This window comes from Pseudoalteromonas sp. BSi20495 (genome assembly GCF_000241185.1).
Classification (GTDB): Bacteria; Pseudomonadota; Gammaproteobacteria; order Enterobacterales; family Alteromonadaceae; genus Pseudoalteromonas; species Pseudoalteromonas fuliginea.
The window spans coordinates 1-15,680 of the sequence record NZ_BADY01000045.1; the positions used below are offsets into that span (position 1 = coordinate 1).

The window sequence follows — 15,680 nt, forward strand, 5'->3', positions numbered from 1 at the left end:
ATGTAAGCCAGTAGGGTAACGCAGGAGCAGTTACCGAGCCCACTAGGTTACAAATCTCGCGCCGCGGTTAAATAGCCCCTAGTTTGAACAAATTTTAATCCGCAAAGATCAACAGACCCTAAGCTAATTTAATTGATTTAAGTCGCTCATGTATTTCATGGGCGACTTTTTCATTACCTTTTTAAACATAGTAATAAATGCACTCACCGACTCATACCCTAATAACTCCGACACCTGCTGCACACTTTGTTTATCAGCAAGCGCTTTTAAAGCTGTAATTATATGCAATTGCGTACGCCACTTTCCAAATGTCATACCGGTTTCTTTTTTTATTAACCTCGCTAATGTGCGCTCAGTTAATGCAAACTGCTTAGCCCATTGTGGTAGTGTTTTTCGGTTATTTGGCATATTTATAAGCTGATCGCTCATGGTTTGAATTACCTCGTTTTTAGATAATACAAAATCGAGTGGTTGTACGGGCATTTCAATAAGTTGATCAAATAACACCTGCGCTAAACGCGCTGTTTTACTATTTAAAGTATAGTGCTGATTATGCCCAGCCAACTCACACATTAGCTCTTTAACCAGCGGCGTAATGGCTAACGTACAGGTATTTAACGGCATACCGTTTTTACTACTATCAATAAATAAATGACAAAGCTGCGCGTTATCAGACGCCCTATTGCTATGCACCTTTTGTGCAGGGATCCAAATTGCACTGTGCGTAGGCACCATCCACATTTTGGCCGACACTTCACACGTTACATAACCATGCAGCGCTAAAATTAATTGCCCTTTTGGATGAGTGTGCAGTGGTATTTCGTGACTTGCATGGGCATGCTCTATTTTGGCTATTATGGGCTGCGCCATAGTTTCAAAATTTTTAATGTCGTCCCAGCCAATTGCATCAAACATAGTTTTGTCTGTTTTTAGTTATTTAATGTCATTATCTCTAAATTATAGTTATTGCTAAGCTTTTATACTAGCGCCCATTAAATATTCGTTTTAATGGCTTTATCTTTGTTAAATAATACACCTAAATCACGCTTCGCTGGCATATTGCTAGTACTTGGCATATTACTTATTGCCGCAAATTTACGCGCCACATTTACAGGTATTGCACCTGTGCTTGAACAAATTATTAATCACTTTGGGTTAAGTGCTTCGCAAGCTGGATTTTTAACAACACTGCCACTCATTGCCTTTGCGGTTGTATCGCCAATGGCCGCAACTCTTGCTAAAAAGCAAGGGCTAGAGCGCACCTTGTTTGTGGCTTTGTTATTTATACTTGCAGGGGTTGCAGCACGGGTAATAAATATCTCAGCCATGCTTTTTGTGGGCACCGCTATTATTGGTGTGGGCATTGCCATCGCAAACGTATTATTACCAAGTTTAATTAAGCGCGACTTCCCTGCAAAGGTTGCGTTAATGACCTCAGCCTACGTGCTTACTATGGGCGTGGTATCGGGCGGGTTTTCCACTTTGGTATTTCCGCTTAGTCAATTAAACGGATTAGGATGGCAGCTTGCGCTAGGCTCATCAGGCATTATTACTCTGGCGAGTATTATTGTATGGATGTCGCAATTAAGTAAGCACACAAAACCTGTCAGTATTGCTCAACACACTGACACGTCAAAAAGTGTATGGCGTTATTTACTAGCATGGCAAATTACCCTACTGCTGGGCTTAAACTCGTTTTTAAATTATATAATTATTACGTGGTTACCAAGCATATTAACCGAAACCGGTCACTCAGCTACCCAAGCAGGTGCTTATCATGGGGCTTTTCAAATAGCGACTGCATTACCGGGTTTAATATTAATCCCCCTATTGGCAAAATTAAAAGATCAAAGCGCGCTTAGCTTTATTTTAGCCATGTTGAGTGCACTCAGTGCATTGGGGCTGCTTTACATGCCTAGCTTTGCTTTTGTTTGGACCCTAATGCTGGGTTTTTGCTCTGGAGCGTGTTTTATATTGGGGCTGTCGTTTATTAGTTTACGAACTGACGATTCGCAACAAGCAGCGTCGCTTTCAGGTATGTCGCAAAGCGTAGGCTATTTACTCGCCGCTATTGGGCCTATGCTAGCTGGTGCATTACACACTATAACAGGTAGTTGGAGTGCGCCATTATGGCTGTGCGCTATTGCCGGAGTACTGTGTGCTTTATGTGGTTTAGGCAGTGGTAAAAACACCACTTTAGCTAAATCAGCTAACTAGCTGCTGTAACCACGAAAATAAACCAGATGAAGGTTTGTCGCTCGCGTGCTTTTGCTCATAGCGTTTATTAGTTGCTTCGCGCTGTTCACGGCGCTCTTGCGCTAAATTAGCTTTTGCAGCAAAACGCAAGCGCTGCTCTTGCGTAAGCTCATCATTAAAGTTTATTGCAGTTTTATTTACTGCTCGGCTGCTTTTAGGTGAACTACACATATTATTCTCCAAATGACTGACTTATAAGTAGACAGTCATTTGGTTAAATAAATTTCAAATCGCTTACTAAAAAGTGATTTTTTATCAGTATTATTAGTTTTGTGGGGTTGTATCAAATGCAGGTACTTCGTGTAAGCCGCTCAACCAGCTCAATGTTGATTTAGCCCAAATTTGTGCTGTTGGCGTAAATTGATCTCGCTGATCAACCGCACCAATACGCAAACCATATACACGGTCAGCTTTAGCTTCGTTAGTTGCATAAAGTGTTGTACCACATGTGCCACAAAAACCTTGCGCACGTTTGTTACCACTTTGCGCTGTTTTAACAAACTCTTTTGGCTCACCTTGGGTAAATACTACCGAATTTGGCTCTGCAATTATAACGGCTCTAAATGGGCCGCTCGACATACGTTGGCAATCGCTACAATGGCAAACAAGTGCATTGTTATTTTGAGACTTTGCCTGGTATTTAATTTCACCACAGTAACAGCTTCCAGTAATTTCCATTATTTAAATCCTTAATGCTTATGAAGATTGAATCGAGATATAAGACCGGCAGTATCGATTCATTATTTTTAAAATATAAAAAATTGCTCGCCGGTTCATTTGTATATTCGGTTAGATTTTTAATTTTTGAAAGTGATTTTCAACGCTGAACAAGTGCTACAAACATGATGGAACCTTTTAAATAAAACAGCAATACCACGTTAAGCTAATAGCGTAACGTGGTGCGTTTAAGCTATCTTTTATGTGCATTCAAATAATCAACAGCTAACAGGCTAAGCGCCTTAGTGCCTACTTTAAACGATGATTCGTCGGCATAAAAATAAGGTGAGTGATTACTAGCCACTGTATTTAAATCTTGCTCACTTGGTGTGCCGCCTAAAAATAAAAATACACTCGGCACTTCTAATGCGTAAAACGAAAAGTCTTCTGCGCCGGTTATTTTTCCCATTTCAACTACGTTTTCATTACCTGCTGCTTTTTTAAGGCTAGGTAACATTTGCGCAGTTAACTTTGGGTTATTAATCGTTACCGGATAACCTTCGTGAATGTGTACCTCTGCAGTTGCACCTGACGATTTAGCAATGTGCGTGGCTGTGGTTTTTATTTTTTCAAATATTTGTGCTCGGTTATCCATATCAAAGTTACGAATTGTGCCTACCATTTCGACTTCTTCAGGAATAATATTATTACGTACCCCACCCGCTATCTTACCAAACGAGACAATAGCAGGCTCTTTGGTAATATTGATTTGGCGACTAACAATATGATTAACGCCAGTTACTATTTGCGCAGCTGCGGCAATTGGGTCAACCCCTGTCCACGGTGCAGAGCCGTGTGCCTGCTTGCCATGTACAGTTATTTCAAATCGGTCTGCACTGGCCATTGCAGGGCCACTTCTATAGCCAATTTTACCGCTGTGCAAACTAGATGTTATGTGCAATCCAAAAGCAGCCTCTGGTTTGTATTGTTTAAATATGCCTTCTTTAAGCATTAGCTCAGCGCCACCCTCTTCCCCCTCTGGTGCGCCTTCTTCTGCAGGCTGAAATACAAACATAATATTACCGTGTAGCTCATCTTTCATATTTGCAAGCACTTGTGCAGCGCCCATTAGCATGGCCACGTGCGTGTCATGCCCACAAGCATGCATTATGCCTACATCAACACCACGATAATTAGTGGTTTTAGTTGATTTAAAATCAACATCGGCTTTTTCAGTAACTGGCAGCGCGTCCATATCTGCGCGTAGCATTACTGTCGGGCCTGGCTTTGCACCTTTTAATAGCCCTACAACACCTGTATGAGCAATCCCTGTTTGTACTTCCATACCCAGCGACTTTAAGTGTTTAGCGACAATACCTGCTGTGCGGGTTTCGCGATTTCCAAGCTCAGGATTTTGATGAAAATCACGTCGCCAATCAATAACCTGTTGCTCTACCTTTTTCACTTGCTGATCAATGTTTGCATTGGCATTAAACGCACTAAGGGCAGCAAAGCCTAATGCGATTGAAATAAGTGATTTTTTCATCCTGTTTGTCCTTATTATATTTATTGGTTTTATAATATTGATGAGCACGAGACCTTATGTATTATTGAGAACATAATTAGTTCGCTCTATAACCACTATTACTGAAGGCTCTACAATAATCAATCCCATTTAAGCTAGATGCCCAACTATGGGGGGCTTTATCTATTTTTAGTGTGAAGATTTAGCGCTAATTAAGCCTACCATTTTTGCTTTTGTTGATTTAAAAATGGCATTGAATAGTCAACCAACGCACGTAAAGTGAGTTTTAATAAGCGCGGTGGTGGATAGAAGAAGCTAGAGAGTAATAGGCTTGGTACATAATTGCTATTCAGATTATAAAATAAGAATAGCAATGTAAGACCTCCTAATGTTGGAGGTAATTATTTATAAGCATTCGCATTTTTAATGCTGTCAAAATCGTTAAAGCGCACGTTGTGTTGTGCCATTACTTTAAGTATTTTTTTACTTAACATTTGACGTAAATAAAATGGCTGATTTGGCACAAAATGATGAATGGTATGCGTTTTACCAAAGTTAAAACAAAACAAGTGAAACGGCATAAATAAACGACTCGTTAGCACGTGTGTTTGCTCAAGCATGTTATTAACGCCGCCATAGTAATGCATGCTTGAGGTAACAAAATTGAGCGAACTTGAACGAATAATATTAGGCACAATGAGCACGACCATTAAAAATTCAAACACATTCATTATACTTAGTACCCAGCTAGGTGAATTTAGCGAAAGTGGTATAAATAAATCAACAATATGAAATAAAATAACGCTGTATAAAATAGCAAAATACGCAGTTGTTACCGGAAATCCTGCATTAAAAACACTCGAAAAACTAAAGCCATTAATTTCTTTTCTAAAACGTTTACTAGAAATAATCAGCCCTAACAAACCATCAACAATAACTAGCGCACGTAAAAATGGATTTTTAATACCGTTTCCCACCAAGCGTTCTTCTAGGTCTTGTTGTGTGCCTGAGGTTTTGTGATGGTGTAAATGCATTTTACGTCGGTACCATGGGCTAATAGTATTTGGTCGCATTAACCATACTACTAACATCATAAAATTATGCATGAAAGGCTGATTACTAAAGTATTGTTTATGTATAAGGTCGTGCTCTAACTCATGGGAAATAGACGCAGCAATAGCCGCAAGTACTATACATACCCAAGCCGGTATTATCGCTAAATAATATAAAACACCAACACCAGTTAATGCGCTAAGCGACAGCAATAAAATAATTAACCCTAAGGTATTTTGATGTGCAAGTAATGGGTGTTTTTTACGAATTAACACTTCTTCTGCCTTGATTGCTTTAACAATCGCTTGAATGTTCTGTTTGGCACTTAATTGAGTCATGATGATGTCTTAAAAAACTTGATGTACAAATAATACCTGAATTAAGCGTAACATCTAAAAAAATGACAATAAAAAATTATAATACGCTTGATGCTAAAGTGTGCTTTCGCACAGCAATAAATACAATAATAACGAGACCACACACGACTAAACTCATACCTACTATATTTTATATTCAACTACTCTGGCTTTAATTACATGATTTTCGAGATCCAAACATCTAATTAGGGACACCTTTGCCTGTAATGCTCTGTAATACATATTTAGCTGCAATCGTTCTACACTTTCCTTAGTTAACCTGAGTTCTGGATAATAAATCAATCTCAAGCAACTATTTTCAGCGCTAACTGAGTTGAATTCATTTGAATCAGATCCGCTATTGGCGGTGAATTCACCTTATTTTCACTGAAAAAACCTAGCTATAAAAAATATCAATACAGTTCAATATGTTAGTAAATCTTTACCCGGGTTTTAGGTTAGTTAGTGAAAAACCACTAAATATTGTTCATACACACTTAAAAAGGAAGATTAAAATGTCTAACGAAAGCTTATATCTGGTTAAACTACAGTTTAAATCTGGCGTTGTTGGTGGTGGTTCTATGGAATTACAATTATCAGTAGATCCAAAAACAGGAGCATTAAATGGTAGAGCAAATGGGGCCATTTTAGAGGGAACTCAGCATGCGCCACAATTTACTTCTAGCGCATCAGGGCATATGCATGCAACAGGTTACAATGACGTAACCAAAGTTGGTGCAGTAACTGGCCAAGCCATTGTATCCTTCCCACCACCTGCAATTGGTAGCTATCAGTCGCCATTCACGGCAAGCTTCGCAGTAGATAATCAATGGAATGGTAAAGGTAGCTTTTCGGTTGGTGATAATACTTACCAAGGCCAAGTAAGTTTAATCGACTAATATAAAGAAAATATTTTTAACGGCACTTAATACATTTAAGTGCCGCTGTTACAGTCTTGCAAAAACCCTCATTACAACAAAAATAAACAGCACGTAAGTAAAGCAATCAAAAGTTAAAACAGAGTACTTAAACTATACCGTTCTACTTATTGTATGGGGCCTATTTTTAGGTAAAAAACCTTGCCGATAACAAGGCAAAAACTCCGTTATTTAATTGTTCTCGGCAATTGATCTTACATTGCTCTACTTTCTGCATACATGGAGTCGTAAGGCAGAAATTTCAAATGCAGTTGGTATCAGGTTTAATCCCTAAAATTAATTAAGAATTATCACGAATTGATATTATATCTGCGCCATATCATTAGTAATACTTTAAGCTAATCACTCAAAATTCAGGCATAAAAAAACCCCTGCTAAATCTAGCAGGGGCTATAAAAAGTGGTACCAGCGGCCGGACTCGAACCGGCACTCCTTTCGGAAGGGGATTTTGAATCCCCCATGTCTACCAATTTCATCACGCTGGCGTCATTTTTCTTTAACCTTCTAAACACGAGAAGATAAAGAAAAACCACTTTAGAGCTAAGGTTTGTTTATATGCCTTCGTCTCTATGCCAAGCATTATACAAACAATACATGCAGCAGCAAGCGTTTTATGACATTAGCATGATCAACCGCTTAACATTTAGCCATCTATTAACATTTACAAAAGAGATTGTTAGGTTAAATAGTATCGCTAAACTATAGCACTTAGTATTTGTAAGCTTTTTTGCTAAACTAGCGAGCATATTAATAGTGAGAGTGTCTTTATGTCTGGTAAGTTTCCACGGGCGAGTTTTTGGCGTCGTTTTGCGTCTTTAATTTACGATGCCTTAGTCGTAATTTCTTTATCTATGCTTACAGCCATACTTTATTTTGCAGTAATTCAAGGACTAAGTGCCTTGGGTTTTATTGCTCAAGCAGAAGATCCTGCAGCTTATATACAGGATTCCCCACTGCTATACGGTATTAGAAGTACGTTATTTGTAGGTATAAACATTTTCTTTTTTGCTTACTTTTGGACTAAAAGTGGCCAAACCATTGGTATGCGCGCATGGCGTTTAAAAGTACAAACACTCGACGGGAACCTTATTAGCTGGCCTCAAGCGATTATCCGCTGTGTAAGCTCACTACTTGGGCTAGGCAATTTAGTGGTGTTAGTTGATTTTAAAAACAAAAATGCATTACAAGATTATATTTCTAAAACCGAAGTAATTGCACTGACAAAAGAAGAAAACAAGCGTATTTATCGTGAGCTAGATTGAGCCTATATCACTTATTTTAAAGTAAAAAAGCGTGGCTACTGTCACGCTTTTTTATGTTTATAAGTTTATTACCTACACTATTTTAAAAGCATTAAACTCGTTTATTCATTAAGTATGTCGCAAAACTTATAAATATTATGCTTGGTAATACAGCACCTACAATAGCTGGTATTTGATAAACCATAACCACAGGGCCAAATATTTCGTTAGTTAAATGAAACACGATACCAGTTACAACACCCATAATAATACGCGCCCCCATAGTAACGGTACGTAGTGGGCCAAATATAAACGAGAGCGCCACCAGCAGCATTACCGCAACAGATACAGGCTGCATAAACTTACGCCAAAGGGCAAGCTCGTAGGTACTAGTGTCTTGCTCATTTTGTTCTAAATACCCTAAATACGACCATAAACCAGTAAACGATAACGACTCTGGCTTGACTGATACAACACCCAGCTTTTCAGCGGTGAGTTGTGAGGCATAAAATTCTTCAGGCACCTGTTCTGTGGTAATTTTTTCGTCGGTGATAATTACCTTATTTATATCACGAAGTAGCCAACCGTCATTACGACTCAAAGCATTTTTTGCTTTAGTGATTTGAGTCAAATCTAATGATTTGTCAAAATGATACATATACACACCATGCAGCATTCCATTTTGATCAACATCTTCTATGTTAATAAAGTTATTACCATCTTTAGCCCATACGCCTTTTTGCGCATTAAATACATCACCGCCATGTATTGCCTGATTACGCATTTCTTTAGCGTGCAGCTGTGCCTCTGGTGCACCCCACTCGCCAAGTGCCATCATACAAAAAGCCATAAATACGGCCGTTTTCATTACCGAGCCGATTATTTGTAAACGCGACATACCAGCGGCTTGCATTACCACCAGCTCACTGTTCGAGGCGAGTGCCCCTAAACCCGTTAATCCGCCAATTAGCGCAGCCATAGGGAAAAATACAACAAGGTCACCCGGTATAGTATATAAAGTGTAAAGCATTGCGGTAATTAAGTCGTAACTACCACGCCCTACCGATTTTAACTGTTCAATAAATTTTATGAGGGTACTAATACCCACTAATACCAATAAGGCAAAGCCTGTTGTTTGTAAAATACTGCGGCCTAAATACCAATCAAGCGTTTTCATCATGAGCCTAGTTCTCGCTTAGTTACAACAGCTTTAAGCCAAGCGCCCAGTGGACGCCCTTTAATTATTAATAGCCCACCTATAAATAGGGCACTTATGTGGATCCACCACAACCCTATTGATGGTGGTATTTTACCATCCTCAACTGCAAATTTAGCTGCATTAAGTAAAATAAAGTAACCCAAATACAAGCTAATAGCGGGCACTAATTTAGCAAACTTACCTTGACGCGGGTTTACAACACTTAATGGCACAGCGAGCAAAGTAAGCAGTGGAATAGAAAGTGGAATAGCGAGACGCCACTGCCATTGTGCTATAGATTCAGGGGTATTTATTGCCAGTAACTGATTAGTTGGCACAGCTTCTAGCTTACGGCGTTGATGCTCTATTTCTTGATCGCGGATTTGTACGCTATAGCCGTCAAATTCAGTTAAATTAAGTGCAGGTGTTAAACCGTCAGTTTCATAACGTTTACCATCAGTAAGCACTAACTGCTGTTCACCATTAACGGCTTCTACTACTACGCCTTGTTCTGCGTAAACTAGGCGTGCAAGGTTATCTTTTTCGCTGTTAGGTAGTTGCGCTACAAATACCTTATTAAGCTCTTTGCCGCCTTTTTCAATATTGTGAATAAATACCACGGCTTTTTCGTTACCGGTTTCTTGAAATCGCCCCGCTCTTAGCGCGGATAAACCGGCATCGGCTTTAGCTTGTTCTTTTAATTGGTATTCTTGCTCACTTGCCCATGGTGCTATGTACATGGTGAGCGCTGCGGCTAAAAATGCCAACCCTGCACTTGATATAAGCGTAACGCGCACAACGTACCATTCACTTACGCCACAGGCTTTAAGCACGGTCATTTCGCTATCAGCATAAATACGGCTGTAAGCTAAAATAATGCCTAAAAATATACTCAGCGGAAGTATTAAAGAGGCTAATTGCGGTAATTTAAGTGCAATCATCGACAGAACTAGTTTGGCAGGGATACTACCCTCGGAGGCATCGCCTAAAATAACAACTAACTTTTGTGACAAAAAAATGGTCATTAAAGTTAAAAATACGGCGACCTGCGATTTTAAAACCTCTGAGGTCAAATAACGGAAAATTAGCAATGCTCGCCCCTGTTAAACATGGAATTTCACTAAGATAGTGATAATTTAATAGTTAAATAGCTATTTTACGCAGCTTGTACTGGCAAATTAGCCATTATTATAAGCCATCAAATTTAATTATCCTACCTAAGAGCACGATATAATGTTGCATTAGTAGCCCTTAAGCATATAAAGTTCAATTACACAGTAAGAGTCTAGCAAAATCAGCTAATATTAGAGTTATTAGACTAGAAATCTTTTTTTTAGCCCCTATTTAATAGCCTAATCGACTCAAAACCAGGAGTGACAATGGAATTTAGCGTAAAAAGTGGTAGCCCAGAAAAACAACGTAGCGCATGTATTGTAGTTGGCGTTTACGAGCCACGTAGGTTATCCCCCATTGGTGAACAACTCGATAAAATCAGTGACGGTTATATCTCAAACTTACTTCGCCGTGGTGATTTAGAAGGTAAACCAGGTCAAGTTTTATTATTGCATCATGTACCTAATGTATTAAGCGAGCGCATATTGCTTGTAGGCTGTGGTAAAGAACGCGAACTTGACGATAAACAATACAAACAAATTATTTCTAAAACAATAAATACCTTAAACGATACTGGTTCAATGGAAGCGGTATGCTTTTTAACAGAACAACACGTTAAAGGTCGCGACACCTACTGGAAAGTGCGCCAAGCGGTAGAAACTACGCAAGATTGTTTATATACGTTTAACCAATTAAAAAGCAAAAAAGTAGACCCTCGTCGTCCATTACGTAAAATGGTATTCAACGTACCAACACGACGCGAACTAACGATTGGCGAAAGTGCCATTGAGCATGGTTTAGCCATTGCTGCAGGTAGTAAGCTGTGTAAAGACGTGGCTAATATGCCACCAAATATTTGTAACCCAGTGTACTTAGGCGAGCAAGCACAAGAGTTGGCAACTAATTTTGACAACATCACTGTTGATATTATTGGCGAAAAGCAAATGGCAGAACTAGGTATGAATTCTTACCTAGCTGTTGGCCGAGGTAGTGATAACGAATCAATTATGTCGATTATTAACTACAAAGGTGCCGCTGACGACCAAGCCCCTATTGTACTTGTTGGTAAAGGTTTAACGTTTGACTCAGGCGGTATTTCATTAAAACCAGGCGAAGGCATGGATGAAATGAAATATGACATGGGCGGCGCTGCAGGTGTTATTGGCGCAATGCGTGCGCTTGCACAAATGCAATTGCCAATTAACGTTATTGGTGTTTTAGCTGGTTGTGAAAACATGCCCGGCTCAAATGCATATCGCCCGGGTGATATTTTAACAACAATGTCGGGGCAAACAGTTGAAGTGTTAAACACCGACGCTGAAGGTCGTTTAGTATTGTGCGACGCACTAACGTACGTTGAACGCTTTAACCCAGATACGGTTATTGACGTAGCAACACTGACTGGCGCTTGTATTGTAGCTCTTGGCGCGCATGCCACTGGTTTACTATCAAACCATAACCCACTTGCGCACGATTTATTAAAAGCGTCTGAGCAAAGTGGTGACCGCGCATGGCAGTTACCATTATGGGATGACTATCAAGATCAACTAGACAGCCCATTTGCTGACTTTACGAACTTAGGCGGGCGCTCTGCGGGTACTATTACTGCAGCATGTTTCTTATCTAAATTTACTAAAAAGTATAATTGGGCACATTTAGATGTTGCCGGTACAGCTTGGCGCAGTGGCGCTAAAAAAGGCGCAACGGGTCGCCCTGTTCCTATGCTTACTCAGTATTTACTAAATAGAGCTGGTGTAAGTGAAGCCGCTCAAGATTAAACGTTTAGTTTAAATTAATATCTGTTTATAAGGCGCCGTTTGGCGCCTTATTTATTTGTGTATTAATTGAAGCAAACCCCGTTATATGGCAAAATCTGCCTCTTAATTTATGTATATCAATTTGGTATGCATTCAATGTCATGGGAAACCCCGATACAATGAACATGAACGCTAAATTTTTCGTTCTAAAGCAACAAGATGAATCGTTGGCAAAGCCAGACGATCATTTTGCTTTGGCTGCTCAAATTGCGGCCGATCAGTATCGAAATGGGCAGCGTGTGTTTATTTGTGTTAACGATAACGAAGCAGCCTGTGCCATTGATGAAATAATTTGGGCATTCGATCCAGATAGTTTTGTGCCACATAATTTACAAGGTGAAGGCCCTAAAGGCGGCGCACCGGTAGAAATTGGTATTACGCCACCTGTTGGCAATCGTAAAGTTTTAATTAACTTGGCTACTCAGTTACCGGATTACATTCGTCGGTTTAACCAAGTTTTTGATTTTGTACCCGTAGAAGCAGCTGCTAAACAGGCAGCCCGCGAGCGTTTTAAAAAGCTACGCCAACTCGGTGCCAATCTCACCACGCAAGATATTAATAGCTAGCCAATCAGGCAAACTAACCAACTAATTTAAGTACTTATTTAAGGTTCTGTGTAATGGATAAAACCTACAATCCGCAAGATATTGAACAGTCTCTATATCAAGACTGGGAACAAAAAGGCTACTTTAAGCCATCTGGCCAAGGCGTACCGTATTCAATTATGATCCCGCCGCCAAATGTCACTGGTAGCTTACACATGGGCCACGCCTTCCAAGATACAATAATGGATACCCTAACGCGTTTTAAACGTATGCAAGGTAACAACACATTATGGCAAGTAGGTACTGACCACGCAGGCATTGCAACGCAAATGTTGGTTGAGCGTAAATTGCATGCAGAAGAAGGCAAAACACGCCATGATTTAGGCCGTGAAGATTTTATTAATAAAATCTGGGAATGGAAAAAAGAATCAGGCGGCACTATTACCAAGCAGCTTCGTCGCCTTGGCGCATCGGTTGATTGGGATCGTGAACGCTTTACTATGGACGATGGCTTATCTGAAGCCGTTAAAGAAGTGTTTGTACGCCTTCACAAAGAAAACCTAATTTACCGTGGCAAACGCCTAGTAAACTGGGATCCTAAATTACACACTGCTATTTCTGATCTTGAAGTTGAAAACAAAGACAAGCAAGGCCACATGTGGAACTTACGTTACCCACTGGCTGATGGCGTAACAACACAAGACGGAAAAGACTACATAGTAGTAGCTACAACTCGCCCTGAAACCATGCTTGGCGACTCGGGTGTTGCAGTAAATCCAGATGACGAACGCTATACAGATTTAATCGGTAAAGAGATTTTATTACCCATCGTTAATCGTCGTATTAAAATTGTTGCTGACGAACATGCCGATAAAGATAAAGGCACGGGCTGTGTAAAAATAACCCCAGCGCACGACTTTAACGATAACGAAGTGGGCAAGCGTCATCAAATGCCGATGATCAACATTTTCGATAAAGACGCCGCTATTCTTACCCAAGGTGAAACATACACCTTTGACGGTAAAGAGCTTGAGTTTGATGCGCCAATTCCTGAGCGCTTGCGCGGGCTTGATCGTTTTGCTGCGCGTAAAGCAATTGTGGCAGAATTTGAAGAGCTAGGCCTACTTGAAAAAATTGAAGACCATGGTTTAACCGTTCCTTACGGCGATCGCTCTGGCGTGGTAATTGAGCCACTACTTACCGACCAATGGTATGTACGTGTTGCACCACTAGCTGAACCTGCAAAAGACGCAGTTAAAAACGGCGACATTCAATTTGTTCCTAAGCAATACGAAAACATGTATTTCTCGTGGATGAACGACGTACAAGATTGGTGTATTTCACGCCAGCTTTGGTGGGGTCACCGCATTCCAGCTTGGTACGACAGTGAAGGCAATGTATTTGTTGGTCGCGACGAAGCTGAAGTACGCCGTGAAAACAACATTGCAGACAGCGTAACGCTAAGCCAAGACGAAGACGTACTTGATACGTGGTTCTCATCAGCGCTTTGGACGTTCTCTACACAAGGTTGGCCAGAAAATACCGATGATTTAAAAACCTTCCACCCGTCTGACGTGTTGGTAACTGGTTTTGATATTATTTTCTTCTGGGTTGCGCGCATGATTATGATGACGCTGCACTTTGTAAAAGACGAAAATGGCAAACCACAAGTTCCGTTTAAAACCGTGTATGTAACTGGCTTAATACGTGACGACAATGGCGATAAAATGTCTAAGTCAAAAGGCAACGTACTTGACCCATTAGACATGATTGACGGCATTGAACTTGAAGACCTAGTACAAAAACGTACTGGTAACATGATGCAGCCAAAACTTGCCGCTAAAATCGAAAAAGATACGCGTAAAGTATTTGCAGGCGGTATTGAAGCACACGGCACCGACGCCCTTCGCTTTACACTTGCTGCAATGGCATCTACTGGTCGTGATATTAACTGGGATATGAACCGCCTTGAAGGTTACCGTAACTTCTGTAACAAATTATGGAACGCGAGCCGTTACGTATTAATGAACACAGAAGAGCAAGACTGTGGTTTTGCAAACGGTGCTCAAACGGAGCTTTCATTAGCTGATCGTTGGATTTTAGGTCAATATGAAGCAACCGTTAAAACCTATACAGAGCATTTAGATAACTACCGCTTTGACTTAGCTGCTAACACGCTTTACGAATTCACTTGGAACCAATTTTGTGATTGGTACTTAGAGCTCACTAAGCCGGTATTATTTAAAGGTAATGAAGCGCAGCAACGTGGTACCCGTAATACACTTATTACCGTACTTGAAAGCTTACTGCGTTTAATGCACCCAATGATGCCATACATCACTGAAACTATTTGGCAACGTGTTGCACCACTTGCAGGCCTTAAAACAGAGAACACCAGCATTATGGTTCAGCCGTTCCCTGTATATAATGAAGCAAGCGTTGATGCTAAAGCGATGGACGATTTAGAATGGGTTAAACAATTCATTTTAGCTATTCGTAATATTCGTGGTGAAATGGATATTAGTCCAAGTAAACCACTTAGCGTATTACTTGCTAATGCATCAAGCGATGACGTGCGCCGCATTGAAGAAAACAAATCATTTTTAGCATCACTTGCAAAAATTGAAGAGTTTACAATGCTTGAAAACAAAGACGACGCACCAGCATGTGCGACTTCTTATGTTGGCAACCTTGAGATCATGATCCCAATGGCAGGCTTAATTGATGTGGAAGCCGAACTTTCGCGTATTAATAAGCAACTCGAAAAAGCCGAAAAGGGCCTAGCACAAGTGCAAAACAAACTCGCTAACGAAAAGTTTGTTAATAACGCTCCTGAAGCGGTACTTGCTAAAGAAAATGCAAAATTGGCTGAGTTTAGCGATGCTAAAACTAAGCTACTTGAGCAAAAAACTAAAATAGAAAGCTTATAATTTTAGTTATTATGCCTATTAACACTATTTAATAGGCATTAAAAAAAGCCG

At 40.1% G+C, this 15,680-nt stretch carries 13 protein-coding genes and 1 tRNA gene; 6 read left to right on the top strand and 8 right to left on the bottom strand.

Annotated features, from left to right (window positions below; all coding sequences use genetic code 11):
- Positions 1 to 123: 123 nt before the first annotated feature.
- Positions 124 to 915: a helix-turn-helix domain-containing protein gene (locus P20495_RS14005; protein ID WP_008134980.1), complete on the bottom strand. Its 792-nt coding sequence runs from the start codon at positions 913 to 915 to the stop codon at positions 124 to 126.
- A 105-nt stretch (positions 916 to 1,020) separates the two neighbouring features.
- Between P20495_RS14005 and P20495_RS14000 the strand changes: the two genes are divergently transcribed.
- Complete coding sequence (locus tag P20495_RS14000; RefSeq protein ID WP_083829646.1) at positions 1,021 to 2,217, top strand: MFS transporter; 1,197 nt, start codon at positions 1,021 to 1,023, stop codon at positions 2,215 to 2,217.
- On the opposite strand, the gene P20495_RS13995 is transcribed toward P20495_RS14000, so the two are convergent.
- From P20495_RS13995 to P20495_RS13980, 4 genes are all read right to left on the bottom strand, one after another.
- Entirely contained in the window at positions 2,206 to 2,427 is a 222-nt protein-coding gene (locus tag P20495_RS13995; protein WP_008134985.1) for a hypothetical protein, read from the bottom strand. The genes P20495_RS14000 and P20495_RS13995 overlap by 12 nt on opposite strands.
- Positions 2,428 to 2,520: 93 nt before the next feature.
- Entirely contained in the window at positions 2,521 to 2,934 is a 414-nt protein-coding gene (locus P20495_RS13990) for a GFA family protein (protein ID WP_007377055.1), read from the bottom strand.
- Between the two features lie 232 nt (positions 2,935 to 3,166).
- Positions 3,167 to 4,459 carry an amidohydrolase gene (locus P20495_RS13985; RefSeq protein ID WP_008134987.1) on the bottom strand — a complete coding sequence of 431 codons (1,293 nt, stop codon included), beginning with the start codon at positions 4,457 to 4,459 and terminating at the stop codon, positions 3,167 to 3,169.
- 380 nt (positions 4,460 to 4,839) lie between these two features.
- Positions 4,840 to 5,829, bottom strand: a complete 990-nt coding sequence (locus tag P20495_RS13980) for a fatty acid desaturase (RefSeq protein ID WP_008134992.1) — start codon at positions 5,827 to 5,829, stop codon at positions 4,840 to 4,842.
- Between the two features lie 533 nt (positions 5,830 to 6,362).
- Here P20495_RS13980 and P20495_RS13975 point away from each other — a divergent pair.
- Positions 6,363 to 6,746, top strand: a complete 384-nt coding sequence (locus P20495_RS13975; RefSeq protein WP_008134994.1) for a DUF1842 domain-containing protein — start codon at positions 6,363 to 6,365, stop codon at positions 6,744 to 6,746.
- A 439-nt stretch (positions 6,747 to 7,185) separates the two neighbouring features.
- On the opposite strand, the gene P20495_RS13970 is transcribed toward P20495_RS13975, so the two are convergent.
- Positions 7,186 to 7,270 (bottom strand) — tRNA-Leu (locus P20495_RS13970).
- 282 nt (positions 7,271 to 7,552) lie between these two features.
- On the opposite strand from P20495_RS13970, the gene P20495_RS13965 reads away from it, so the two are divergent.
- Positions 7,553 to 8,047 (top strand): RDD family protein, encoded by a 495-nt coding sequence (locus tag P20495_RS13965; RefSeq protein ID WP_007377060.1) that lies wholly within the window; start codon positions 7,553 to 7,555, stop codon positions 8,045 to 8,047.
- Positions 8,048 to 8,138: 91 nt separating this feature from the next.
- On the opposite strand, the gene lptG is transcribed toward P20495_RS13965, so the two are convergent.
- A complete protein-coding gene (gene lptG, locus P20495_RS13960; protein ID WP_033015376.1) occupies positions 8,139 to 9,206 on the bottom strand; it encodes an LPS export ABC transporter permease LptG in 1,068 nt (355 codons plus the stop codon).
- Complete coding sequence (lptF, locus tag P20495_RS13955) at positions 9,203 to 10,315, bottom strand: LPS export ABC transporter permease LptF (RefSeq protein WP_007377062.1); 1,113 nt, start codon at positions 10,313 to 10,315, stop codon at positions 9,203 to 9,205. Before lptF ends, lptG begins: the two co-directional genes overlap by 4 nt.
- A 288-nt stretch (positions 10,316 to 10,603) precedes the next feature.
- Between lptF and pepA the strand changes: the two genes are divergently transcribed.
- The 3 genes from pepA to P20495_RS13940 all read left to right on the top strand — a co-directional run bounded on the left by pepA (position 10,604) and on the right by P20495_RS13940 (position 15,629).
- Positions 10,604 to 12,115: a leucyl aminopeptidase gene (gene pepA / locus P20495_RS13950; RefSeq protein ID WP_008134999.1), complete on the top strand. Its 1,512-nt coding sequence runs from the start codon at positions 10,604 to 10,606 to the stop codon at positions 12,113 to 12,115.
- Positions 12,116 to 12,273: 158 nt separating this feature from the next.
- Complete coding sequence (locus P20495_RS13945) at positions 12,274 to 12,720, top strand: DNA polymerase III subunit chi (RefSeq protein ID WP_033015377.1); 447 nt, start codon at positions 12,274 to 12,276, stop codon at positions 12,718 to 12,720.
- 53 nt (positions 12,721 to 12,773) lie between these two features.
- Complete coding sequence (locus P20495_RS13940) at positions 12,774 to 15,629, top strand: valine--tRNA ligase (RefSeq protein ID WP_008135002.1); 2,856 nt, start codon at positions 12,774 to 12,776, stop codon at positions 15,627 to 15,629.
- Positions 15,630 to 15,680 lie beyond the last annotated feature (51 nt).